We start from the raw sequence: 24226 nt of genomic DNA on the forward strand, positions 1-24226 counted from the left end.
TCTTTCTCTTTTTATGTTATTTGAAGTAAAACCTAAAAACCGCTATTTTGAAGTTTCAGCAAGAGGCAGAGAAGGCGTAGTTGTTTTTCCAACTTACGTCCCTGGGTCTTATGTAATTAGAGAGTTGGAAAGAAATGTTGTGGAGATTGATGGTATTAGAATTTCTAAAAATAGATTTTACGTAAAAGATAACTTTAGGTATTTATTATACGCTGTAAGCAAAGATCAAAGAGAGGCAATTTCTACTACAGATTACATCTTCATAAATCCTCCTGCAGTTTTTCCTTTCCGAGAAATTAACGAGGAATACTGTGTTAAATTGATTTTACCTTCAGATTGGATAATATCTACTTCTCTCGAGAAGAAAGGGGAGATATATTGTGCTAACAATTACGATGAATTTGCTGATTCTCCTATAGAGGCTTCACCCTATCTGAAGATCTTGAAAATTGATGAAACACACATTATCTCAACAATAGACGACGTTGATGTTGAAATGCTAAAGAAGATAGTCGATGAGGCCGATAAGATTATAGGAGTCAAAGAGAGCTACGTTTTTCACTTTAGAAGGTCAGATAAGGGCTTTGGAGGAATAGAACACATAAATTCTTCTGCAGTAGTAGCTAGCTGGGACAATGAAAAGCTTGCAGGAGTTTTTGCCCATGAGTATTTCCACAGATTGAACGTTAAGAGGATTGTCCCTGCAGATCTTAAACATAATTATGAAAAGGAAGTTTATACGTCGTTATTATGGTTTGCTGAAGGATTTACAGATTACATGGCTGTAATAATTTCCTTAAGGGCAGGAGTAATAGATAAGAAAGATGCGTTAAAGTATGTTGCTAATTCTCTATCTAAGCTTACATTTCCTGGAGCTAAAAGAGTAAGTTTAGCTGAGTCCTCTTTTACAACCTGGATAAAATACTATAAGCAGGATGAGAATTTTCTCAACTCCTCAATTTCGTATTATGATGGAGGTTTAGCTTTAGCTTTATATGTAGATTTGGAGATGACGAAGAAGGGAAAGAGGATAGACGACGTATTTAAGGAAATCTATCAGAATAGAAGGATTTACTCGTTTTACGATATTAACGAAATTCTTAAGAAATCTGGCGTTGATATTGAGGATTTAGTATATACTCCCGCAGTTTCTATTCTAGATAGATTGAAAGATGAAATTCACGTAGAGTTTGTAGATAAAGGAAAGCCTTATTATGGCATAATGCTAAAGGACAGGACTATAGCGTATGTTGAGGATAATTCTCCTGCAGATTTAGCAGGATTAATTCCTGGAGATCAAATAATAGGATTTAATGGTAAGCAAAAACTCGAAGTTAAGGACCTAACTAAGCTTACGGTATTAAGAGAAGGTAGAGTAAAGGAGCTTTTTATTAGGACTTTACCCAGCCCCGGACATAAAATAAAAGTAAAGATAGGAAAATTGGAGTTTGAAAATGAAGATGGAATTTCAGACGTTGAAGTAGTTTAGTACTGAATTTTAGGAGTTTTTTCTGTTATATCCATTATATATTCGTAAACTTCGTAAAGCACGTAAAAGAGCAATGCAGCGGGTATCCAGAATAAGTAAGAGTATGCAACGTTTATATTTTCCAGCACTATTTCCCCAGCCTCTACTGATGCCGCAAATAGCAATTCTAATCCTACGAATCCTATCATGAATAGAAATCTCTTCCAATTCCTATCTATTAATAAGAATAATCCTGCAGTTGCAGCAAATGCGTAAGAAGGTAATTCTAACCAAGAGTGAGGTAAAGTAAGTAAAAATACTGCAGGAATCCATCCAGGTACTCCTTGTGCAGTTGAAACTGCTGATAACACGTACCCAGTAGAACCTATTGAGAATCCCATTATTGCTACTCCCAATGCAGGAATGAACTCTGCAAGTGCTATTTCATAATTATGTGAAAATATTGATAATGCCTCAAGAGGATATGGTAAAGAGACTATCGAAGACCTTTGTGACTGGAAGGATCTGGCTAATACTGGCTGATTTACTGGCAGGGCTGACGTTCCTATAAATATAAGTAGCTCTATTATAAAAAGTATAAAGAATACTAATGTCTGCTTCCTCATATTATTAAAGACTTAATTTTATGAGTTAAAAATCTTCTCCAATTATGTAGGAATGAGTGTTCTCTCCTTTTCTAATCTACTTAGGAACTTTGCATCATTTATGATCTCATTCTCATCGAAAGAAAGTTTACTTACCAGGTTTTTTGAATCACTACAATCGTAAGTCGATTTAGTATATTTTAGCAAGGCTTTAATATAACTAGGTAACACTAGCTTTGCAAGGAACTCTGGAACGTAAAGATGAAGTTGCCTGTTTATTCCCAGCCCTTTTGCCATTAACTCAAAGAATTTAGTTACACTTACTGGATTACACTCAGTCGCGTAAAAGTATTTTCTTCCTCTGAAGTCAGACAAATTCTTTATCATTTCTGCAATGTAATACGCATTTACTGTGTTAAATTGAAAATTAAGCTTAGGAATTAATCCTTTTTTTGAAAAATTATACATTGTTATGAATTGTATATGTGCTGAATATCTACCGTAAACTAAAGTAGGCCTAAGAATAACAAGAGGGAAATCGTACTTTTGTGAGGTTTCGTAGACCTCCTTTTCTCCTTCGTATTTAGTCTTCTCGAAGGGTGTCACAGGGTTAATTCCTTGTAAGTGAGGTTCTTCTGGCTTTACGTTATTTCCAGTTTTGCCCAAAAGCCCGCTGAAGTGTACCAAAACTTTCTTCTTACCGCTTTCTCCTATTATCTGCGCTATTAACTTAGGTATTTCGACATTTGCAATCCTAAGGGTTTTATCATCTCCTTGAATTTCTCCAATGAAGTTTACAATAACATCTGCAGATGAGATTTCTTTTTTTAATTTCTCCTTATCTTGAAGGGGGTCCAGATTTATTGCGTTTGCCTTATCCTTCAGTACTTCTTCCACGTAAATCTTCTTTACTGGATTTAGACTCTTATAAGTTATCACAACTTCCCCAAATTTTGATAAGTATTCAGCTACATGAGTAGAAACAAAACCTAAGCCTAAAAGTAAGTACTTCATGACTTATTACTCTCCCAGAACTTCTTTAACTTTCTTAAATAGATTTGGATCACCGAGGACAACTAATTTTTCTCCCTTCTTTAGTTGAGTATCCTTCTCAAAATATGGATTAAGCTTTCCATTCTCTTCTATTATTGCTAAAGGAAGAACTCCTTCGGGGATGTCTTTTATTTTAACCTCTTTTTTAATTTCAAATAAGCCTATAATTAAATTTTCACTCCTATCTTGAAATATAACTCCTGCAACATTGTTTGATACTGCTGCTGCAGCAGTTATTCTGCCTACTATATCGTCATTAGGGATCACTAAGTCTGCTCCTGCAGTCTTAAAAACATCTACAACCGTAGAATCCTTTACTACACTTATGACCTGTAACGGAGGATTAATTTTCTGAATTTTTAGAGTTATAAGTAAAGTGTCCATATCGTTCTGCATTGATATTATAGCATTTTTAGCCTCAAGTATTCCTGCAGATAAAAGGTTCTTATCATCTTTAGGATCTCCTACTATTACTCTATCGCTTTTTATTATTTTACTAGCTATATCCTTGGAAGGAGTTAAAACAATGTAATCAACTCCAAGTCTTTCAAGTCTCTTAACTGCACTTACAACTATTTCGCCTTCTCCAATTATTACAGTATGGTCTTTCATATGATTTCCTCTCCACCTAGCCTTAGCGTCCTGCCAAGTACTCCTATTTATTACAGTAGTCACTATTGATTGGATAATGCTAGTATAAAGCCCTACTGCAAAAATTATTGTAACTATGAGGACTATCTTTTCAGTGTCTGGCATTTGAGAAATGTCAGGGGCATATAAGCCTACTGTAGTTACTACGTTAACTCCTGCATAAATTGCAGAGACTAAATCTAAGTGCTGATAAATCATGAAAACCCAAGCGTTTATATAAACTGCAACGCCTAGCAACAATATTTGAGGCAAAATCTTCCTTAAAACTGAGTAAGGTGCTACGAAATTCTCTACTATAGGCATTAGGTATTTATTCCAAATCCTTGAGCCTTTCAAGCTAAGCCCTTACTGATTTTAATGGTTAATAAGTTTACCGTATCCCCCTCCACCTGGAGTTTCTACAGTTATTACGTCACCTTCTTTAACCTCTTCAGTAAATTTGCTTGGGTACTCCTCACCGTTAATTGTGACTCTGCCGGGCTTTCCATTATCTCCGCCTTCAAGCCCCCAAGGTCCTATTTTAAACCTATCAGCCAAGATAGAAATCCTAGCTTTAGAAAGCATTTTAAATCCCCTGATTATTCCGTCTCCTCCTTTATGAAGTCCATTTCCTCCACTTCCTTCCCTTATCCTGTATTCTGTAAAGAGAATTGGATATTGTCTCTCTGCAATCTCTATAGGAGTATTAAGAGTATTAGTCATGTTATTTTGAACTGCAGAAACTCCGTCCTTACAAGGTCTTCCACCACTACCTCCTCCTACAGTCTCATAGTACGACCAATACTTTCCTTTATAAACTCCACCCATCATTATATTCATCATTGTTCCAGAAGGTGCTGCGGGAACTTTAAGGAATTTGCTCATTGCCAGAAAAGTTACGTCTGCTACCCTCTGTGAGGTTTCCACGTTTCCTCCTCCTACTGCTGCAGGCTTTATTGGATTAACCAGAGTTCCTTCTTCTGCCTTAACTTCGATTAAGGAATAAAAGCCCTCATTTGTTGGAACTTCTCCTATCATTGACCTTACTGCAAAGGATACTGAGGAATAAGTAACTCCTAAAACTGCATTAAGAGGTCCTTCAATTTGCTTATGAGTCCCTTCAAAGTCTGCAACTATTCCTTTTTCCTCAACATTAAGCTTAATCCTTATGGGAAGCAGAGAGGATTCCCACTCAAGATAGTCCTCAGCTTCATATACTCCTTTTTTCCATTTACTTATCTCTGCTAGAGCTAGCCGTCTAGAGTATTCTATAGACTCCTCCCAAGCTTGTGTTATATCTCCATATTTCTCAAATAGTTGTTTTACTCTCTCTCCTCCTAATTTATTTGCAGAAAGCTGAGCCTTTATGTCACCTAATGAGAAGCCTGGTACTTTGAAGTTTTCCTTAGCTATGCTTATGACCTCCTCGTTAATCTTTCCCCTTTTAGTTAGCTTTACTGGAGGAATTACTACTCCTTCTTCATAAATAGTCTTAGCTAAAGGATTAATTGACCCCGGTAAGGGTCCTCCAACGTCAACGTGATGTGCCTTATTTACAGCGTAGCCTATTAACTTTCCTTTATAAAATATGGGAGAAAGAACTCCAACATCGTTTAAATGAGTGCCTGAAATGTAAGGATCGTTAAATATAATTGAATCTCCTTCCTCTAACTCTATTTCTTTCTTCTCTAGATAATTTAGAACGTTAATTACTCCTATTTTAAAAGAACCTAGGTGAACTGGAATATGCTCAGCTTGAGCAACTATTCTACCTTTTTCATCAACTATTGCGCAGCTATGATCCATCCTCTCTCTAATGTTAGGAGATAGAGCTGACTTCTTTAGCGAAACTCCCATTTCTTCCGCTATAAAAGAAGTTGCCTTATGAATAATTTCCCACTTCATTTCTCACACCTTATGAATCCTTCGTTATCAACAACTGCTTTCCAGCCTGATTTTATTACTGTCGTAGAGCTATATTCTTCAATAATTGCAGGTCCTTCTATTTCATAATTAACTTGAAGCTCTTCTCTTCTATAAATAGGAGTTTCTATCCAATCGTCAAAGTACACTTTTCTGTACTTCACGCTAGGCTTTCCCTCAGTTTTGGGCTTTGGTAGGGATACTTTATTAGAAGGAATTATTCCAAAAACTCTAATTGTTACAATTTCTATATCCTTATCTAAAGTAAAACCATAAATTTTCTCATGAACTGCCTCAAAATCCTCCTTTATTTTCTTAACGTCTTTCACTGGAATTGTAATTTCCCACCCTTGTCCTTCATACCTTACGTCAGCATACCTCAAGTAGTATTTTCCCTTAACCCTAGATTCTAGCTCCTCAAAGTCCTTCTCAAGATCTTTAGGATAAGACTTTCTAGCTTCATACTTTTTATCAGCAAATAGCATTCCTAGAGCTGAAAAAAGGCCAGGGTAAGGAGGGATAATAACTGTGGAAATTCCCATTTCCTCAGCTAAATCGATAGCGTATTGAGGTCCTGCACCACCGTATGCAAATAATGTAAAATCTCCGGGGTCAAGACCTCTTTCAACAGTTACGAGCCTTATAGCCCTTCCCATCTCCAAGTTTGCTAGCTTTATAGCTTCATTAGCGACTTCAACGTAATCTCCAAGTTTGCTTAAACCCTTTATTGCTCCTTCCTTATCAAGTTTCATTTCTCCAGAAAGTAATGATTCAACTCTACCTAAAGCAACGTTTGCGTCAGTCAGTGTAGGGTCCTTTCCTCCTCTAGCATAGCTTATTGGTCCTGGGTCTGCTCCAGCACTTATAGGCCCTACTCTTAATCCTCCTGCATTGTCTTTCCAAATTATTGTTCCTCCACCAGCAGAAACTTCACTTAAATCTACAAAGGGAAACCTTACCGGATATCCCGAACCTTTAATTATCCTACCGTGATGGGCTTTTCCTCCAACTTCATATTCAGTAGTTATTTCCACTTTGTGGTCTACAACAGTTCCTGCTTTTGCTGTAGTCCCTCCCATGTCGAAGCTTATTGCGTTCTTTATTCCCAGTATCTCTGAAAAATATACAACTCCAACAACTCCTGCGGCAGGACCGGATTCTATAATTTGTACCGGCCTTCTGGAAGCTTCTTCCTTATCTATTAACCCACCAGAGCTAGCCATGATGTAAATTGATGGGCTACCAAATTCCTTTAGCATAGACTCCAGTGCCTCTAAATACCTACTTACTATAGGCATTAGTGTTGCGTTAAGCACAGTAGTTGAAGTTCTCTCGTATTCCCTAGGTTCTGGGGCAATTTCGTGTGATACAGAAACGTATTGAAAGTATTTCCTTGCAATGTTAGCGGTAACCTTCTCGTTTTCTGGGTTAATATAGGAGTGAAGGAAGGAAATAGCTATCGCATTAGCCTTTATCGATTTTATTAGTCTTTCGACTTCCTCCTCATTAACCATTTTTATTATCCCCCCTTCAGCGTCAGTCCTCTCATCTACTTCAAACCTTTTATCTCTAGGAACCAGAGGTAGAGGTTTGTCGAAGAATGGGTTATAAAGTTCTGGTCTGTTTTGCCTACCTATTTCTATTACGTCTTTGAACTCCTTAGTTGTTAATAGGGCAACTTCTGGAAGTTCCAAGTTAACTTGACCTAATATTGCATTTGTTGCAATAGTTGTTGCATGTATTATTTCCTCTGGGTGAAAGTTCCCCTTCTTTAGCCCTTCATATACTCCTATCTCTGGAGATTTTGGTGTAGTTAATCCCTTGTAAACTGTAATTTTATCTCCTTCTATTCCTACAATATCTGTAAAAGTTCCTCCTACATCAACAGCAACTATCACAAGAAGGAAAGAGCATGAAGGAATAAAAGGATTTTATTTTAGCTTTTAACCAGTTTTTATGGACAAGGAAGAAATAAGGCAGAAGATTTGGAAGCTAATGGAGGAGACAAATGTTGCGTCATTCCCAAGACCCGTTTTCGGTAGGATCCCTAATTTTAAAGGTGCCGACAAGGCTGCAGAATTGCTTTCAACTCTTCCTGAATTTAAGAGGGCAGAAGTTGTTAAAGTGAATCCAGACTCCCCTCAAAGGAAGGTAAGAGAGCTTGTACTGTCGGAGGGTAAAAAGTTGTTAGTTCCGACGCCAAGGCTTAAGGGGGAATTCTTTCTACTTTATAATGTTAATCCTAAGCAAGCCTCTACAATATCAGGTTTTACTAAGCTTGGTAAAAGGATAAGTTATAAGGAAATACCTCCTGTGGATTTAATAGTTGTAGGTTCTGTAGCAGTAACCAGGAAAGGGGATAGAGTAGGTAAAGGAGAAGGTTACAGCGAGCTTGAATATGCAATTTTGAGGGAGTTAGGTAAAGTGAACGAGAAGACTCCCGTAACTACTACTGTGCATTCTATACAGATAGTTGATGAAATTCCTTCTCAACCTTTTGACGTCCCAGTGGATATCATAGTTACTGAAAAGGAGATCATAAGGACTAATCCTACTAGGGAGAAGCCTAAAGGAATTTACATGGAATATTTAACCAAGGAGAAAATTGAGGATACCCCTTATCTAAAATACTATTTAATTGAAACGGGAAGGATAAAGCAGTGAAGTTAGTGTAAATTGATAAGTTACATTATACAGCTAGTGATATCATATTTTCACCAAATTGTGTACAAATATTAAAACTCCATGAAGCAATATAGAGGATGAATATTAGTTAGTTACGTTTTCCACATATTCTTCTCTTTCTGATATTGTTTTACCTAGTATTATTCCTCCAATTAAAAATGGCATTTGATATATAGCCCAAAATACATTTATTATTATGGAGTAAAATAGGCGTAGGTTAAATTTTGCTTCATCAAGCCAGATAAATCCTTCAATTGTTGCTAATATCAACAGAATTAAAATTATTATATGAGGAATTATGTTTTTCACGTCGAACTTTCCTTCTCCTTTAGGAGTTACTTTAAACGGTCTTTTCTTGGCTAGTAGCCAGGAAAAGAAGGTTAACGTTATCGATAGGAACTCTAAATATTCTATGGATTGGTGGTAATAAAACCCCTTTATTCCATATTCTCCCTTTCCTTTTATTGCAAACACAAAAAGCGCTATTGAAATGAGTAGGTAAGGAATATAAGCTAGGATATAAATTAACGGGTTTAGCACTATTATGGGTATCTTAAATAAGAGGAAAAAGATAGGAGCTAAAAACTCAGCTACAGTAAGAGGTCCTTCTTTAACCCAATATAAACTCCCGGAGAAATAATCAGCAAATTGAGAAAAGCTTAAGTTACTCTTCAGTATTTTCCAAGTTAGTTGGAAATATCCGAATGCCCATCTTGATTGTTGAGTTAAATAAGCACTTATGTCTTCTGGAGGTTCTCCATACCAAATTAATTGTGAATCTACGTACACAGACTTATATCCCTTTTCGTGAAGCTTTATTGAAGTCGCTGCGTCTTCTGTTATGCTTGACTCGTCCATATATCCCACATCCTTTAACGCACTAACTCTAAATATAGAACCCGAACCTAAAGAAAAAGCGGAAGATAATGATCTACCCCTCATTATTACTCTCAAAAAGGGCTCCTGCTGGTATTTCGAAGCCTTAGCTATTCCGGAGTAAGTCTCAGAATAGTTTTGAGGAACTTGTACTAGGGCTACTTTAGGGTCAGAAAAATAAGGTAGAACTTGTTCGAAAAAGTCTTCTACTGGTCTCTGGTCTGCGTCAAATATTGCAACTAGGTCGTAATTATCTCCTACTTTCTTCAATGCCTCATTTATTGCCCCTGCTTTGAAGCCTTTCCTCTCAGTTCTATGAATGTATACAACCCCATTTTTTTCGCAGAAATTTCTTAATTCGTTGGAAATCTTTTGGTCCGTTGAATCGTCCAAGAGATATACATCACCGTAGTCTTTTGTAGCAAGCTTTACCGATATTAAAGTCCCTTCTACTATTTCCGGGTTTTCATTAAAAGATGTTACAAAGGACGCAATTCTATACCTCTTTATATCTGAAACGTAATTTACTTCATATTTAGTAGATTTCCTTGAAAGTTTATAAAAATCGATAAAAATGAAAAACCCTACAACCATAGAAAGCCAAATACCAAAAGCTAACCATACTGAAATTATTGATGCGTAAGTTAAGTACGTGAATATAGCAGATAATACAATCGGAGTTATGGCGTAAATCAAGTTAATTGCTCTCATGCTATATTCCTTTCGATCTTATATTTTCCATCATTATTGGTCTCAACTATAACGTCTACTAACGACGATAGGACGTTGCATTCTTCTCCTATCTTATCGCAAATTAAGACTAGATTCGTATTTTTCTTGAACTTTATAGTGCTTATAAGCGAAGACCAGAATTCTTGTTTTTCGGCAATTGTATCGCAACAGTTAGAAGCTGGAGACAGATCGTTAGCCCTATAAATTATAATGAGACTTTTATCGAAATCTTTTATCTCCTTAAGTATTTCCGTACTTAGTTTTTTACTAATTTTAAGTATTTCTCCTATATTCTTAGCGTTAAATCTGTCTTCATTATATTTTTGTGCTATGTGTATAAATGTAAAATTCATAAATTTGTTTTCCCTTAAAAAATTCTCCAACTTATTATTAGTAGAGACAATTACAACTTTCTTATCTTTCTCTGCAATTTTTATTAATTTCAATGTTAAAGCTAATTTTCCTGACCCAGCAGGACCAAATATAAGTACTGAATTCTCGTCATTTAATATCCATTCAATATTATTATCATAGCTAATAGGCCCGCTAACAGTGAGATCTCCTGAAAGCAGTTTATTTCCAAACTCATTAATTTCTTTAATTTCGGGTATCTCATTTATTGGTCTAGCAAAGTTTAATAAATCAGGGTAAATGGGAATAACTACGGAAAATTTAGCACCTATTTCTTCTTGTCCTTTTATTGCATAAGTTTTTGCGTTCTCTAAGTCATCTAAATTACTTGGAACTAGATTAACTATAAATGCCAAAGGAAATCCTCTGTATTTTATATCTTTTTCCACGCTCTTAGCGTATTTTATCGTTGTTGCTATCGTATTAATAGAATAGTTAGTTACGTAAACTCTTAAATTCTCTATGTCATTAATTACAGAGTAGAAGACTTCTAACTCATGCATAACTAAAGGATTATTTGTTAAAACCCCTTGAGGATTGTCTACTATGAAGTAATCATAATCATCTGCAGTCAAAAAGCTCTTATATAGTTTAGAAAATTTTTCTCTCAATAGATTATTAGAATGTACCTTTTCTAAATCTTCGTCTAACCTGTATCCATCTCCAAATAATTTAATGATAGTCAGCTTTCCGTCTCCAAAGCTTAAGCTCGCAAGACAATTCCAATAATCTTCTTCGTCATCAATGACCTTTGACAACAATCCTTTTCCTCTAATGCCCGAAAGATATGATGCAAAGCCTAGAATATCTCTGTCTATAAGGAGAACCTTCTTAGAGTTTCTAGCTAGAAACATTCCTAAACTTAAGGATATAGTAGATTTTCCTACTCCACCTTTAATACCTAGTACACTAATTCTACATCTTTTTCTTTCCACGATCTTCAATATATATGCAGAACTATAAAAATTTTTATAAATCCAGGATTTATTTTTATGAACTAGCTTAATTGTATTTAGAGAGAGGTAAAACGCAAAGGAGAAATACTAATTAAAGCTTTAATACAGTAAATACAAGGTAATGAGTAACTTTGTTAGGCTTGATATCCAAGCTTTGGACCGTTATCAACCATTAATGGTTATCTCCCCTACGGGCTCTGGAAAGACTTTCTCGGTAATAAAATATGCACTAAAACAGAGCGTATACAATAAAGTAATATTTGCGATGCCGACAAAGGCCGCAATTAGGGAAGTTTTTACTAAGTTATCTCTCTTTACAGAAGACGTTGGAAGAGACGATAGCGATGCAAGGCTTGAAGAGAACTTTAATGTGGAAGAAGTATGGAGGAAGAAAATCGTTGTTACGAGTTATGAGAGGTTACTTCAACAAATGATTTCCTCTCCTTCCATTTTATACAACTCTCTTTTAGTAATTGATGAGGCCCATTTACTCCTCTCTGAAGGAAGGAACTGTACTATTCAAGAAATCTTAGCTTATTATAAATACCTTAGGGAGAAGAACGGGGGTAAGATAAACGTAATCCTGCTTAGCGCTACAATGCCCGACGTTGACTCTCTTTCAGAGTATTTAGAAGCAAAATCAATTTTAAACGATAAAAGGCCAGTAAATATTAACGTAAAAGTAGTTAGAGTAAAGAAATCCAAGGGAGACTATTACCTAAGTAAAGCTAAAGAGTTCATAAATTACGTAAAAAAGGGAGAACTTAAGCTCGAAGATTATAAACAGATACTTGTTTACACAAACACTAGAAGATCTGCAGAGGAAATATCTAAACTGATAGAGAAAGAACTTCACGTTACAACTACCTTTCACCACGCAGGTTTGCCTATAGAAGTAAGAAAAAGTATAGAGGAAGACATGAGGAGTGATGAGAATAAATATAAGGTAATAGTTTCCACTGATACTTTAGCACTCAGTATAAATACTAACGTAGATGCGGTAGTAGTTTTAGCCTTAAAGAGATTCGCAGGTTTAAGGTCTTATGTAGAGCCTTCAACAATTGCTCAAGTTATAGGTAGAGCAGGTAGACCGGGTTACTCGGAGAAGGGATTAGCGGTAATTTTCGCAGAACCAGACGAAATTAAGGTTATTAATAGGGCATTAAAAAAGGAATTCGGAAGGGTTCCTGAACCTTTAGATTATCCACAGACTGTCTTAAGGTGGATTTACAGCGGTTTGGATCCTTTACTCCTAGCAAAGTACGGTTATAAATACTCTCCATCAAAAATAAAGGACGCATTATCTTTTCTTAAAAATTTAGGTTCAATACAGAAAGGTAAGATAACTCCTTTAGGTGAAGTCTTCGCTTATGAAATGGTTCCTAAGAGAGGTATGAATTTACTTAAGCTTATAATAAAATTTGATAGAAAAGGAAATTCCTTGGCAAGGGCTTTATATTACTCCTTTATTTATTCATACTTTATAGACGAATACTCCAGTAGGAAAGTAAATGAAGGAGAGATACTAAAGGAAGGTGATTCAGTATTTCTAGACGTAATTAAACCTTTAAGAGGAAGTTTTGGTAAATTCACATATTTTACAGTTGGAGAGAAATTCGAGCCTTCAGCATGGTTTTACTATTCTTTAACAGTTCCTCAAATTATCTCCACTGATGATATTGCGGAGAGTATTAGGAAATCTTCTGAAATAATTTACAATCTGTCAAATTCTTCTCTTATAAACAAAGATTTAGCAGTGCCTTCTTATTTTATAATGAGGCTCATGAGATCTTACAGGAGAGTTTTGAGAGAAAATAAAGGAATTATAGATTTTATAAAATTCTGCTTTTCAAATTACCAAGAGCTCTCTAAATCCGGGCTTGAATTCTTTGATTCTCAATTTTCAAAATAACTGTATACTCTGGAGATAGCAGTAGTAGAAATGCTTAATGCCTACTTTTTACTTATTTTTCTAATGACGCCAGAAGAAGCGTATTCAATAAATCTCATTTCTGATGTAAGATTAAATAATGAAGGAAATTTACTTCATGTAGAAACTTGGATAGACGACAGCAATTATAAATCAGCAATATTCCTTGACGGTAGGAAAATAATAACGGGGAAAGTAAGCTTACCTAAGTTTAACGGCGAATATTTATATTACGTTAAAGGAGGGAAAGAGTCCTGCTTATTTAGAAAATCTCCATACAGTGATGAAGAAAAGCTAGTTTGTCTAGGTAAAATCTCAGATTATACATTTCATCCGAAAGGAATACTGGTTCTGGGAGAAGATAAAGTAAATAAAAATATACCTTTCGAAGCTACAAAGCTTAAGTACAGATTTGACAGTAGAGGTCTTTTAAGAACTAGGCAAGCTCTTTATCTATTTTCAACAAAGCTAGAGAAGATAGTTAGTGGAGATTTCGACGTGACTGGAGTTGCAACTAACGGTAATAGAGTAGTAATTTCTGCAACCAAGGAAAACGACGACATAGGTCTTTCAGACGTTTATGAAGTTGATCTTTCTAATGGCGAATTGAGGAGGATAACCCAAGGAGAAGGGATAGTGAATGCCTTAGCTATGAATGAAAAAGGAGAAATAGCTTATCTAGGCCATAGAAAAGGCAGAACTCCTTGGGCTGTAGAGGAAATTATTCTTCCAGAAGAGGATAAGAGCTTTCTCTGTGGGAATACTTGTGGCGGTGATGTATTAACTGATCTTTTTGATGGAGTAAAGACAAGGATTTCATTCATAAGTGATACTCTTTACTCTTTAGGCCAGATTAAAGGTGAAGTTCAGATTTACAAAATAAGTGATAAAGTCGAACAAATAACTGAAGGTAAAATAGTTGTTAGAGGCTTCGATGTTAACTCTAAGGGAGATTTAGCATATTTCTACACTACTCCTGCTAAGCCTTCGATTCTTCATTACAGAGAGGATTACGATCCCAATCCAGGAGTAGAAGGAGTCGAACCTCAGGAAATTAATGACGAGGTTCAAGGATGGACTATAATTACTGACTCCAATAATCCAACAATACTCTTTATTCACGGAGGGCCTCATGCAGCTTACGGTTACGGTTATTTTATAGAATTCCAGTTCTTCGTCTCTAACGGATTTAACGTAATTTACTGCAATCCCAGAGGAAGCCAAGGTTACGGAGAGGATTTTGCAAAGGCTTGCGTAGGCGATTGGGGAGGAAAGGATATGCAGGATATAATCAATTTTACTAGAAGAGTTATTGAAAAATATGGTTTAAAAGGCAAAATCGGTGTAACCGGAGGCTCTTACGGAGGTTATATGACCAATTGGATGGTTACGCAAACTGACATGTTTTCTGCGGCAATCGCTGAGAGGAGTATATCAAATCTTGTAAGCATGTGCGGTACAAGCGATATAGGCTTTTGGTTTAATCCAATTGAAGCAGGAATTGATGACCCTTGGAAGCAGGAGAATATTGAAAAACTGATGAGGATTTCTCCAATTTATTACGTGAAAAACGTTAAGACACCAACAATGCTAATCCAAGGGGAAGAAGATTATAGATGTCCTATTGAACAAGCTGAGCAATTCTTTATGGCCTTGAAGATGAACGGAATTCCTACAGCGCTGGAGAGATATCCTGGAGATTCTCATGAGCACGCTAGAAAGGGAAAACCTAAGAATATGATAGATAGACTTTATAAAAAAATATGGTGGTTTACGAAGTATTTGAGATGATTAAGTTCTCTTTCTCCTTCCTATGACTACACCTATTATAGCAACAATAATTCCTACAATGAATGCTAATATGCCTATCATTATGAAAATTATTGAGTAAAAGTCTATAGTTGAAATTTTTATATGACTAAGCAAGTAATATACTTCTACAGAGGAATTTGATGGATTATGAAGTTCGATAATCCCTGATATATCTCCTGAAGTTGCTAAATATACATTTTCTGTTGTTGAAGGTGAGCTTGACTTGACAAAAGCAGGAGGCACAGTCGTATTTATCGGTGAAGTGGAATTATAAGCAAAAGCCAGAATTTCACTCGGATATGGTGAGACAGTGATTGTATAATTTTGATAAGGTTCAAGAATAACCCTCTGTGCTCCATGAAGTTCTATTATTGGTTCTATTTGAGTAACAAGAGAATAGAACTCATAAATTCCTATGCCTGCTAATGCGATTCCAATTATAAGCATTATTAATCCTATCTTAGTCAGAATGTACATGACAAAATATTCTTAATAATGGTTAATAAATATGTTCAGAACACCAATGTTAGAAGATGAGATCATCTCCTGTTATAGATGTCCTAGGCTTAGACAATATTCCGAAATTATCGCAAAAGTAAAAGTTAGGAGATTTAAAGACTGGGAATATTGGGGAAAGCCTTTACCCGGTTACGGCGACGTAAATGCTAAATTACTTATTGTAGGATTAGCTCCAGCTGCTCATGGAGGAAATAGGACGGGCAGAGTATTTACAGGAGATGAGTCAGGAAAATGGGTGATAAGAGCTCTTTACGAACTAGGTTTGTCAAACCTAGAAGTATCTTCAAGTAGAGAAGATAATCTGATCTTAAAAGATGTGTATTTAACTAATGCAGTAAAGTGTGCTCCGCCAAAAAATAAACCTTCAAGAGAAGAAATCCTGAATTGTAGTTATTTCCTAAAGAAAGAGATTGAGTCACTGATAAACCTTAAGGTCATATTAGCTTTAGGCAAAGTAGCCTTTGATTCAGTATGCATGACCTTTAATAAGGGATGCAATTTTTCTCACGGTGTAGTTTATGATACTGTAGGCAAGAAGATCATAGGAAGTTATCATCCAAGTGCACAAAATACTAAAACTGGAAGACTTACTTGGGAGTCCTTTATGGCAGTTATGAGGAAAGCTTATGAGCTAACAAGGGAGTGAACTACCCCCTCCCTCACGGAAGGGGACTTTCGCTCCTTAACCCAATTAAGTTAAATTCCATCTATTTTTAAACCAAAGCTCCTTAGTAGCCAATTATCTAAGGAAAAATCAAAGTACTTACCTTCAATTGGAATACTCATACCGCCATAATCATCTGAAAATTTTCTACAAATTTCATATTCTGAAAACCTTTTTCCTGCTAAGTTTATTACTCCTCTGGCATCTTTTCTCAATAAGTACCTAACCGCATAAGCTACATCCTTAACAGAAATTGGCGACAAGTAAAGGTTAGTATTGCACTTAGCTACTCCCTTCTTAATTAATGCTTTAATTGCGTGAAAAAGAAAACCCTTGTAAGAAGGGGAATAAACTGCTCCCAACCTTAAAATGAGGTAATTCCCTAAGGAGGCAATTGCAGTTTCTCCTACTAATTTGCTCATTCCGTAATAATTTAATGGACTAGGAGTAGATGTTTCAGAATAATATCCTTTTTTGCCATCATATATCATGAAAGTTGAGAAGTAAACGTTCAAAGATCCTATCTTATTAGCTGCCCTAGCAATATTGACTGCGAACCAAGTATTCAAATTCCACATTGAAGGCTTATTTGAATTGTCCTCTAAAGCATGTATAACAACGTCTGGCTTAGTCTCGTAAACCTTCTTAGGAGAATCTATGAATATGAATTCGTCGTCAATACTGTTAGTCAAAGCCTTAGCTAATTCTCCTTCGTCTGTTATTCCAATCATGAAATAAATGAAAGTTCTTAAGAATTAAAAATATGAATTCCCAAGCTTTCTAGTTCTCTAGGATCTTTCTCATAGATTTTTACGAATTGTTTAAAGTCCTTATCTTTTATTATCTCTTCTATCTTTTTATCATAAGGCTTAAGCTCTTCCTGTGATATAACACCTTTTTTCAGTAATTCAGAAACTAAAAATAATAAGTTAAACCTTATATCGTAAGCTGGAAAATTAAAAAGCTCTAGCAAGTATTTCTTATTATCCTCAATTTCTTCCTTAGTTATTATACCAGCATTAAACATGTCTAGTATTAAAGACCAACTAGCTATCCTATCAAGTTCATTACCTTTAAGGAAGGAAATGTATTTTTCCTTCTCTTTCTTAACTTTTTCAACATCGACCACTCCTGAATTCACTAAATCTCTAACAAGTAGCCATGCCTCAGAATCGTAAAGAAGAGAGAGAAAATCATATTTTTTTACGTCTTCTACAGTTATAATTCCCTTACTTATCAGCTTAGGTACCATTTCCCATGCATGCAATTTTACTGTATCATCGTTGTAACTCAAGAGTTCGAGGAATTTATCTTTCATTTCGATTAGTTTCTCCTTACTTACAATATCGTTTTGGATTAGCCAGTCTATTTTAAACCAACCGTCTAATCTATCATAAGGATTTTGAGAAGATAGTAATGCAAGATAGTTTACCATAATCTAATCTACTTTGTATAAGAAATAAATCTATTCTTCTTTATTGCTGAAATAAAATATCAAAATATTTATAACCTTTTTTACATATAGATTATTCTAATGTTTAAGCTAAGTTATACTTTATCTAGTTTTTATGAAAGAAAGAATATAAAAGTAGACACAAATATACATTTGACCAAAAATGCCCAAACCATATGTTGCTATAAACATGGCGGATTTAAAGAATGAACCTAAAACATTGGAAATGTTTTCATCAGTAGGACCAAAAGTATGCATGGTAACAGCAAGGCATCCAGGATTTGTAGGCTTCCAAAATCACGTACAGATAGGAGTTCTACCTTTCGGAACTAGATACGGCGGAACTAGTATGGACATGACCAAGGAGAGCAGCACAATCAGAGTTTTACAATACACATTCTGGAAAGACTGGAAAGACCACGAGGAAATGCACAGACAAAACTGGAGTTACTTATTCAGATTATGCTTCTCATGCGCCTCACAGATGGTCTGGGGACCGTGGGAGCCCATCTACGAAATAGTATACGCAAACATGCCAATAAACACTGAAATGACAGACTTCACTGCAGTTGTAGGAAAGAAGTTTGCAGAAGGAAAGCCTTTAGATATACCAGTTATCTCACAGCCATACGGAAAGAGAGTTGTAGCATTCGGAGAACACACAGTTATACCAGGCAAAGAAAAGCAATTTGAAGACGCAATAGTTAGGACTTTAGAAATATTAAAGAAGGCACCAGGCTTCCTGGGAGCAATGGTATTGAAGGAAGTAGGAGTTTCCGGAATAGGAAGCTTCCAGTTTGGAGCTAAAGGATTCCATCAGTTGTTAGAGAGCCCAGGATCATTAGAGCCAGATCCAAATAACGTAATGTACTCAGTACCAGAGGCAAAGAACACACCACAACAATACATAGTCCACGTGGAGTGGGCAAATACTGATGCACTACAATTCGGAATGGGTAGAGTACTTCTATATCCAGAACTAAGACAAGTACACGACGAAGTTCTAGATACACTCGTATACGGCCCATACATTAGGATAATAAACCCAATGATGGAAGGAACGTTCTGGAGAGAATACTTAAACGAACAATAAATTTTTTCTTCTTTTTAAGCCAAGAGACTTTTCTTACATGAGATAACTATATATTCTCATAATATTGCTTTAGCTTGTGATAAAGTTATATTATATTATACCTTATGTGGTAATAAATTCTCTTATTTACACATTTGTAAAAGAAGGGCTTTGTTATGCTTCGCCAATGTTCTTCATGGCTTTAAGGTTTTTAATAGGGGGTGCAATACTTTTACCTTTCGCTAGAAAGCTTACTGTAAATAAAGACGTTATTCTACTTTCAGTTTTCACAACTTTAAGTACGTTGTTTTGGGCTTATGGGTTACTTTACGTTGAACCTTCTGAGTCTGCAGTGCTAAGTTACACTATGCCTTTAATTGCAATTCCTTTATCTGTAGCTATTCTTAAGGAAAAGACCAGGAAGAGCGAAATAATAGGCATTTCAATAGGCTTCCTAGGGGTTATACTTTATTCCTTGAGTCTGGGAATTTACTTTTCTCTTCTAGGTGTAACATTGACTTTAATAAATGCAATATTTTGGGCATTATTTACAGTATATTTCAGAAAATTAAAGGGACTAGATGCTACTTCGGTTAACGCAGTTCAGTTGTTAATCGGCTCTCTAATTTTCTTTGCGTTATCTCCTATTCAATTCCACTTCAGATACTCGATAAATTTCTTGGTAGATCTATTCTACGTTTCAGTCCTAGGAGGAGGAATTTCCTTCTATCTGTGGAATTCAATGTTGAAAACTGAAAGAGTTTCTAAGGTCACTGTGCTCAGTTTTTCAGTCCCAGCTGTAAGTACTGTAGTTGACGAGTTGAGGGGGATAGACGTAACTTCTGGAATGATTGAAGGAATAGGAGTCATGTTCCTTGGAATTCTTATATCTAGGATGGAAAAGAAGATCAGTAAACCTAAGGTCGGAATTTTAAGATGACACTAAAAATGGATTTTTATTCAAATATTTTTAAATACTAGTTTAAGGAAGATTAACATATGAGTTATCCTTATGGCAATCCATACTATCAAGGAGGATATCCACCTCAAGGTTATCCGCAAGGAGGACCTCAAGGCTATCCTCAAGGTAATCCATACCAACAAAATCCTACTTTTTCCATAATGATGTGCTCCCAATCAGTAGGCTTAGGAGGAAAGCAAATGACTATTCCAATAAACCATCCCATAGATTTACAGTACGTTGCACAGCAGTCAGTAATGTACTTAATGGCTCAAGGCATGCAAGCGTACCCCATGGTAGGACAGAACATGGCAGTAATACAAGCTCAGCATTCAAGCTTACTTGGAGACTTAACTGCAGGTAATAAAGCTTACACTATAAGGATATGCGAAGGGCAAGGCTTTGTTATGGTAGAAACTGGAATAGCAGATTTAATGCAGGATTTATTGACAGTAGGAGCTACTGCTGGAGGCACGTACTTATTAGGTGATGATTTGCTTCATAGTAAACTTGCTGAACTTGCTGGTGGGGGAGCAACAGCTATCGATCTGTATCACTTATATCAACAATACGCAGATGAGCAACAGATAATGAACACTATTATGATGTTAGTAACTTCTGCACCTCCGCCTCAAGGTTATCAACAGCCTTACGGTTACCAGCAACCCGGTCAACCAATGCAACCGGGTTATCAACAGCCTTATGGACAACAGCCTTACGGTCAGCAACCTTATTATGGACAACAATATTATCCTCCTCAACAAACCGTTCAACAGCCTACGCAGCAAACTCAGCAGCCTAAAATTACCCCTGCTCAACAAGTAAAGAATTCTAAATGTTGGAAATGCGGAGAGGAACTTCCCGAAGGGGCTAAATTCTGTCCCTATTGCGGAGCATCACAGACTCCTGCAAAATGCCCTAAGTGCGGTACAGTAAATTCTCCTGGAGCTAAGTTCTGTTCAAGTTGCGGCTCTCCTTTACAAGCAGAAAAGCAGACGTCATGAAGAAGAGTGCGAAGTTTTATCTCCTTTTTGAAATTATTATATAGATTACTATGGCAAAGACGGCAATTCCTGCAATTACGTAACCTGATTTCTCTACTTGGCTAATAATTATTTCCCATTGTGTAGAAAATTCATAACCTATTAAAGCTAGGACACTGTTCCATATCATATGTCCAGAGAAAGTTGCAAGAAGGAATCTGATAATCTTCATTTTAGCAAGACCTGCAGGGAATGAAATTAAAGCCCTAAATAATGGAATAAACCTAAATCCAAATACTGCAAAAATTCCGTATTTAGCAAACCAGTTACTTAACGTGAAAAGCTTACTCTCATTTATTCCGAATATTTTTCCATATTTAGACAAAAAGGGAATACCAAGTTTTTCTGCTATAAAGTAATCAATTATTGACCCTATTAGACTGCCTAAAGTTCCAGAAATTATACCCATTTCAATGTTTAAATCTCCTTTAAAGGAATAATAACCAACTAATGGCATAATAATCTCGCTAGGTATGGGTAAGCTCATCCCTTCCAATACCATCAATACAAATATTAGGACGTAACTAAACTGCGAAGTAAATTCGTACATCAAAGTTTGTTTCTCATTATGTTTATAAAATTTTTCAGAACTACAGCGATAATATATAACCTATATAGATTACATAAAAAATAAAAGAGAAGATAGGGTAAATATGTTAACTATGGAAGTTAACATAAAGTACATCCTTTTATCAAGAATATTCAGAAGCCTCCCTTTGGGTTACATGTCCTTTCTAGTCCCGTTGTATTTACATAAAATAGGTATTCCTACATTTCTCATAGGAATTTACTTCCTCATAGCTACAATATCAATGGCAGTCCTTTTAATAATCGCAGGATTTTTAGGAGACGCTTACGGAAAGAGGAATATCTTACTCCTTTTAAGTGCCCTATTCTCGCTTAACTTGTTCATTTTCGCCTTCGTCAAAATCCCTTTAATAGTGTTCCTAACTTCGGTTTTAGGAGTTGGAACAGCCTCAGGAGGAGGAATAGGTGGAGGAGCAGGAGGAGGCCCTTTTAATCCTTTGCAGACAGCTTTAATAGCAGATCATTCAATGCAAGAGGAGAGAACTAAGCTTTACTCGCTGAATTTCGCCGTTGCGACAATTTCAGCTTTTGTTGGCGGATTAATTTCAGATTTAGTAACTACTATATATCCTTCAATCTCTTACTCCTTTCTCTTTACCTTAGGTTTCATAATTTCCATATTTTCAATCCTTTTTGTTTATTTAATACAGAAAGATAAGGGAACTGGTAAGTTAAGCGCACCGAAAGCTTCTTTCTCCTCAATTTCAAAAATCTCCATTGCAGGGAGTTTAGGGAGCATAGGCCTAGGGATGGTAATGCCATTAATACCTCTCTGGTTTAAGCTAGACTTCAACGCAAGTGAAAGCGAGATAAGTTACCTTTATTCTGTTTCCTACGGTTTAGTAGGAATTTCCTTCCTTTTTGCCGATAAGATAGAGAAGCTATTAGGTAGAGTAAAAAGCATTTCAATGCTCAGAGGCCTCTCTTCTATTCTCCTAATCTTAATACCTTTCTCTCCTACCTTCATTATAGCTTCCGCAATTTTCCTAATCAGGGGAATAACTTATACAGTGACAATTCCCATGAGGCAGTCCTTAGCAATGGATGTATTTTCTGATAGAGAAAGGGCAAGCGGAACTTCAATAACAGGCTTAGCAAGAAGAGTACCGTATGGCCTTGGTAGTTTAATTTCTGGCGCATTGTTCTCTGCAGGACTCTTTGCAGTTTCAATTTTTCTGGGAGGTTTTATCTCTTTATTTGATCCATTACTTTATTACATGTTTTTTAGGAATTATGAAAAAAGGAGTAAAGAATAAAACTCTCTTTTATCAATTTATATTTTTTGAACTTAAAAAGAAATAGATAAGGATAAAAAGTTTTATGAGAAAATTAGGATATGAGTGTAAACCCCGTTCAAGTAGCAAAACTTCCCTATACAGATAGATTAGATAATATACAAAAAATAATTCAAGCGTTACTTTCAATGGACGAAAAAACTGCTGAAGGTGCAGTAAAAGAGTTGCTAACTGCACTCTCAAAAGCGAGTGACGAAGACTACAAGAATTGGTGTGAAGGTACAATGAGAGTTATTTCAATGTTTGACGATAGTATAGTAAAATCAGTGTTATCTTTAAGAATGAAAGTAGTTTCAGAAATGCCTAAAGAAGTACAACAAAGAGATTCCAAAATGGTGATGGAAGTCCTCAACTCACTCGACGAAACAGTAAAAGAAAAGATAATGAAGGATATGCCAAAGACTTAAGTGCCGTGAGTTAAGTAATCTATTCTTCCTCCATCGGCAACAATTACTTGACCCGTGATATACCTAGCTTCATCACCTGCAAGGAAGTACACAATATTTGCTATATCCTCTGGCTTTCCGGTAGTGTGTAGCATTGTTCTCTCTCTAAACCATTGTCTAAGTTTTTCTATTTCTTCCTCTGTTTTTCCTCCTATAGTCATGTCAGTCTCTACCCATCCTGGAGCTAGTGCATTAACTCTTATATTATATTTACCAAGCTCGTAGGCCAACCTCCTAGTTAAGATTATTATTCCAGATTTAGTTATTGAATAGAACGTATTACCCCAAGCAGAAGTCCCCAAACCTGCGTTAGACGCCATGTTTATTATTACTCCTCCTTTTTCCTTCATTAAAGGTAGGAAAGCATGAGTAACGTAAATAGTGCCGTTCAAATTAATTTCTAACATTCTCCTATACTTTTCATCGTCAAACTCCTCAAAGGACATTAAGTACCAAATCCCTGCATTGTTCACAAGGATATCCACGTTCTTTGCAATTTCAGAGACGTTCTTAGCTGCATCTATAACTTGATCCCTCTTAGAGACGTCACATTTAAGTACGTAAAATCCCCTTTCCTTCATTTTCTCAGCTTCTTTATCAGAAGAGTTGTAAAGTACTATTACCTTATTTCCTGTTGAGAAGAACTTCTCTGCTATTGCTCTTCCTATCCCTTTAGTTCCTCCAGTTATTACAACAGTTTTTCCAGAGACCATAAAGAGAGGTATGTTTGATAGCTAAAAAATTTAAAATAGAACTTTCACCACCATTAAGGAATTGGACATTACAGATATTATAAATCCTATAGCCATTATAAATGAATAATTATTACTAAATCTGCTCATCATGAATAACGGGCGATTCAAGTTTTCTTTGCGAACTTGCTTTGTTTCTATAACAAGAGGAAAATATTACAGCTATACTTGTCAAACACGTTTAGTTAGTGTGATAATTCATGAATATATCTCTTATGGTTCTCTATTATTCCAATTCGCAATGGATCCGTGAATCACCCAGTTAAGCAGCATACTGTCTATAAATTATATTGCAAGTAAAAATAATGAAATATAAAAATAACATAAAGTATTTCATAAATTTTCAACTCCT

22 protein-coding genes are annotated in these 24226 nt (G+C 35.8%); 10 read left to right on the forward strand and 12 right to left on the reverse strand.

The genetic code is table 11. The features are described from left to right. The first annotated feature begins 13 nt into the window (after positions 1 to 13). Positions 14 to 1489 carry a PDZ domain-containing protein gene (locus HS5_RS06775; RefSeq protein ID WP_236753405.1) on the forward strand — a complete coding sequence of 492 codons (1476 nt, stop codon included), beginning with the start codon at positions 14 to 16 and terminating at the stop codon, positions 1487 to 1489. On the opposite strand, the gene HS5_RS06780 is transcribed toward HS5_RS06775, so the two are convergent. The 5 genes from HS5_RS06780 to HS5_RS06800 are packed head-to-tail and all read right to left on the reverse strand — an operon-like array spanning position 1486 to position 7577. Further along, entirely contained in the window at positions 1486 to 2094 is a 609-nt protein-coding gene (locus tag HS5_RS06780) for a stage II sporulation protein M (protein ID WP_236753406.1), read from the reverse strand. The two genes, HS5_RS06775 and HS5_RS06780, sit on opposite strands and share 4 nt — an antisense overlap. Positions 2095 to 2136: 42 nt before the next feature. After that, complete coding sequence (locus HS5_RS06785; RefSeq protein WP_236753407.1) at positions 2137 to 3087, reverse strand: NAD-dependent epimerase/dehydratase family protein; 951 nt, start codon at positions 3085 to 3087, stop codon at positions 2137 to 2139. A 6-nt stretch (positions 3088 to 3093) separates the two neighbouring features. Continuing rightward, positions 3094 to 4113 (reverse strand): NAD(P)-binding protein, encoded by a 1020-nt coding sequence (locus tag HS5_RS06790; RefSeq protein ID WP_236753408.1) that lies wholly within the window; start codon positions 4111 to 4113, stop codon positions 3094 to 3096. An 18-nt stretch (positions 4114 to 4131) separates the two neighbouring features. After that, positions 4132 to 5661, reverse strand: a complete 1530-nt coding sequence (locus HS5_RS06795) for a hydantoinase B/oxoprolinase family protein (protein WP_236753409.1) — start codon at positions 5659 to 5661, stop codon at positions 4132 to 4134. Beyond that, positions 5658 to 7577: a hydantoinase/oxoprolinase family protein gene (locus tag HS5_RS06800; RefSeq protein WP_236753410.1), complete on the reverse strand. Its 1920-nt coding sequence runs from the start codon at positions 7575 to 7577 to the stop codon at positions 5658 to 5660. The genes HS5_RS06795 and HS5_RS06800 overlap by 4 nt, the downstream gene beginning before the upstream one ends. Before the next feature lie 58 nt (positions 7578 to 7635). On the opposite strand from HS5_RS06800, the gene HS5_RS06805 reads away from it, so the two are divergent. After that, the gene (locus HS5_RS06805; RefSeq protein WP_236753411.1) at positions 7636 to 8343 is read left to right on the forward strand and encodes a 5-formyltetrahydrofolate cyclo-ligase; all 708 of its coding nucleotides are present in this window, start codon (positions 7636 to 7638) and stop codon (positions 8341 to 8343) included. 105 nt (positions 8344 to 8448) lie between these two features. Here HS5_RS06805 and HS5_RS06810 read toward each other — a convergent pair whose 3' ends face one another. Together HS5_RS06810 and HS5_RS06815 are read right to left on the reverse strand one after the other, a co-directional pair. Then, on the reverse strand, positions 8449 to 9951 hold the full coding sequence (locus tag HS5_RS06810) for a cellulose synthase catalytic subunit (RefSeq protein WP_236753412.1): 1503 nt from the start codon (positions 9949 to 9951) through the stop codon (positions 8449 to 8451). Further along, positions 9948 to 11318 carry an AAA family ATPase gene (locus HS5_RS06815; protein ID WP_236753413.1) on the reverse strand — a complete coding sequence of 457 codons (1371 nt, stop codon included), beginning with the start codon at positions 11316 to 11318 and terminating at the stop codon, positions 9948 to 9950. Before HS5_RS06815 ends, HS5_RS06810 begins: the two co-directional genes overlap by 4 nt. A 142-nt stretch (positions 11319 to 11460) precedes the next feature. On the opposite strand from HS5_RS06815, the gene HS5_RS06820 reads away from it, so the two are divergent. Next, positions 11461 to 13251 carry a DEAD/DEAH box helicase gene (locus HS5_RS06820; protein WP_236753414.1) on the forward strand — a complete coding sequence of 597 codons (1791 nt, stop codon included), beginning with the start codon at positions 11461 to 11463 and terminating at the stop codon, positions 13249 to 13251. Between the two features lie 63 nt (positions 13252 to 13314). Further along, positions 13315 to 15060, forward strand: coding sequence for a S9 family peptidase (locus HS5_RS06825; RefSeq protein WP_236753415.1), 1746 nt, complete (start codon positions 13315 to 13317; stop codon positions 15058 to 15060). Here the strand turns inward: HS5_RS06825 and HS5_RS06830 are convergent, their stop codons facing one another. Continuing rightward, positions 15061 to 15558 (reverse strand): hypothetical protein, encoded by a 498-nt coding sequence (locus HS5_RS06830; RefSeq protein ID WP_236753416.1) that lies wholly within the window; start codon positions 15556 to 15558, stop codon positions 15061 to 15063. It abuts the gene before it with no gap. A gap of 31 nt (positions 15559 to 15589) precedes the next feature. Between HS5_RS06830 and HS5_RS06835 the strand changes: the two genes are divergently transcribed. Next, the gene (locus HS5_RS06835) at positions 15590 to 16246 is read left to right on the forward strand and encodes a uracil-DNA glycosylase (RefSeq protein WP_236753417.1); all 657 of its coding nucleotides are present in this window, start codon (positions 15590 to 15592) and stop codon (positions 16244 to 16246) included. Between the two features lie 50 nt (positions 16247 to 16296). Here the strand turns inward: HS5_RS06835 and HS5_RS06840 are convergent, their stop codons facing one another. Both HS5_RS06840 and HS5_RS06845 read right to left on the reverse strand, forming a co-directional pair. Next, on the reverse strand, positions 16297 to 16995 hold the full coding sequence (locus HS5_RS06840; protein ID WP_236753418.1) for a sugar nucleotide-binding protein: 699 nt from the start codon (positions 16993 to 16995) through the stop codon (positions 16297 to 16299). Between the two features lie 17 nt (positions 16996 to 17012). Then, a complete protein-coding gene (locus tag HS5_RS06845; RefSeq protein ID WP_236753419.1) occupies positions 17013 to 17699 on the reverse strand; it encodes a hypothetical protein in 687 nt (228 codons plus the stop codon). A 181-nt stretch (positions 17700 to 17880) separates the two neighbouring features. On the opposite strand from HS5_RS06845, the gene HS5_RS06850 reads away from it, so the two are divergent. The 3 genes from HS5_RS06850 to HS5_RS06860 all read left to right on the forward strand — a co-directional run bounded on the left by HS5_RS06850 (position 17881) and on the right by HS5_RS06860 (position 20754). After that, entirely contained in the window at positions 17881 to 18810 is a 930-nt protein-coding gene (locus HS5_RS06850; protein ID WP_236753420.1) for a sulfur oxygenase reductase family protein, read from the forward strand. A 76-nt stretch (positions 18811 to 18886) separates the two neighbouring features. Then, positions 18887 to 19729 carry a DMT family transporter gene (locus HS5_RS06855; protein ID WP_236753421.1) on the forward strand — a complete coding sequence of 281 codons (843 nt, stop codon included), beginning with the start codon at positions 18887 to 18889 and terminating at the stop codon, positions 19727 to 19729. A 59-nt stretch (positions 19730 to 19788) separates the two neighbouring features. Beyond that, positions 19789 to 20754, forward strand: a complete 966-nt coding sequence (locus HS5_RS06860; RefSeq protein ID WP_236753422.1) for a zinc ribbon domain-containing protein — start codon at positions 19789 to 19791, stop codon at positions 20752 to 20754. A 16-nt stretch (positions 20755 to 20770) separates the two neighbouring features. Here the strand turns inward: HS5_RS06860 and HS5_RS06865 are convergent, their stop codons facing one another. Then, complete coding sequence (locus HS5_RS06865; protein ID WP_236753423.1) at positions 20771 to 21343, reverse strand: DedA family protein; 573 nt, start codon at positions 21341 to 21343, stop codon at positions 20771 to 20773. A 103-nt stretch (positions 21344 to 21446) separates the two neighbouring features. Between HS5_RS06865 and HS5_RS06870 the strand changes: the two genes are divergently transcribed. Together HS5_RS06870 and HS5_RS06875 are read left to right on the forward strand one after the other, a co-directional pair. Further along, positions 21447 to 22637, forward strand: a complete 1191-nt coding sequence (locus HS5_RS06870) for an MFS transporter (protein WP_236753424.1) — start codon at positions 21447 to 21449, stop codon at positions 22635 to 22637. 80 nt (positions 22638 to 22717) lie between these two features. After that, on the forward strand, positions 22718 to 23083 hold the full coding sequence (locus HS5_RS06875; RefSeq protein ID WP_236753425.1) for a hypothetical protein: 366 nt from the start codon (positions 22718 to 22720) through the stop codon (positions 23081 to 23083). On the opposite strand, the gene HS5_RS06880 is transcribed toward HS5_RS06875, so the two are convergent. Next, entirely contained in the window at positions 23080 to 23835 is a 756-nt protein-coding gene (locus HS5_RS06880) for an SDR family oxidoreductase (RefSeq protein WP_236753426.1), read from the reverse strand. The genes HS5_RS06875 and HS5_RS06880 overlap by 4 nt on opposite strands. Positions 23836 to 24226 lie beyond the last annotated feature (391 nt).

The sequence above is a fragment of the Acidianus sp. HS-5 genome (assembly GCF_021655615.1).
GTDB lineage: Archaea > Thermoproteota > Thermoprotei_A > Sulfolobales > Sulfolobaceae > Acidianus.

Coding starts and splice junctions, on each gene's coding strand:
- HS5_RS06805 (WP_236753411.1), top strand. CDS start 7,636: ATGGACAAGGAAGAAATAAGGCAGAAGATTTGGAAGCTAATGGAGGAG.
- HS5_RS06820 (WP_236753414.1), top strand. CDS start 11,461: ATGAGTAACTTTGTTAGGCTTGATATCCAAGCTTTGGACCGTTATCAA.
- HS5_RS06850 (WP_236753420.1), top strand. CDS start 17,881: ATGCCCAAACCATATGTTGCTATAAACATGGCGGATTTAAAGAATGAA.
- HS5_RS06785 (WP_236753407.1), bottom strand. CDS start 3,087: ATGAAGTACTTACTTTTAGGCTTAGGTTTTGTTTCTACTCATGTAGCT.
- HS5_RS06860 (WP_236753422.1), top strand. CDS start 19,789: ATGAGTTATCCTTATGGCAATCCATACTATCAAGGAGGATATCCACCT.
- HS5_RS06810 (WP_236753412.1), bottom strand. CDS start 9,951: ATGAGAGCAATTAACTTGATTTACGCCATAACTCCGATTGTATTATCT.
- HS5_RS06830 (WP_236753416.1), bottom strand. CDS start 15,558: ATGTACATTCTGACTAAGATAGGATTAATAATGCTTATAATTGGAATC.
- HS5_RS06875 (WP_236753425.1), top strand. CDS start 22,718: ATGAGTGTAAACCCCGTTCAAGTAGCAAAACTTCCCTATACAGATAGA.
- HS5_RS06795 (WP_236753409.1), bottom strand. CDS start 5,661: ATGAAGTGGGAAATTATTCATAAGGCAACTTCTTTTATAGCGGAAGAA.
- HS5_RS06775 (WP_236753405.1), top strand. CDS start 14: ATGTTATTTGAAGTAAAACCTAAAAACCGCTATTTTGAAGTTTCAGCA.
- HS5_RS06835 (WP_236753417.1), top strand. CDS start 15,590: ATGTTCAGAACACCAATGTTAGAAGATGAGATCATCTCCTGTTATAGA.
- HS5_RS06865 (WP_236753423.1), bottom strand. CDS start 21,343: ATGTACGAATTTACTTCGCAGTTTAGTTACGTCCTAATATTTGTATTG.
- HS5_RS06880 (WP_236753426.1), bottom strand. CDS start 23,835: ATGGTCTCTGGAAAAACTGTTGTAATAACTGGAGGAACTAAAGGGATA.
- HS5_RS06845 (WP_236753419.1), bottom strand. CDS start 17,699: ATGGTAAACTATCTTGCATTACTATCTTCTCAAAATCCTTATGATAGA.
- HS5_RS06840 (WP_236753418.1), bottom strand. CDS start 16,995: ATGATTGGAATAACAGACGAAGGAGAATTAGCTAAGGCTTTGACTAAC.
- HS5_RS06870 (WP_236753424.1), top strand. CDS start 21,447: ATGTTAACTATGGAAGTTAACATAAAGTACATCCTTTTATCAAGAATA.
- HS5_RS06825 (WP_236753415.1), top strand. CDS start 13,315: ATGACGCCAGAAGAAGCGTATTCAATAAATCTCATTTCTGATGTAAGA.
- HS5_RS06780 (WP_236753406.1), bottom strand. CDS start 2,094: ATGAGGAAGCAGACATTAGTATTCTTTATACTTTTTATAATAGAGCTA.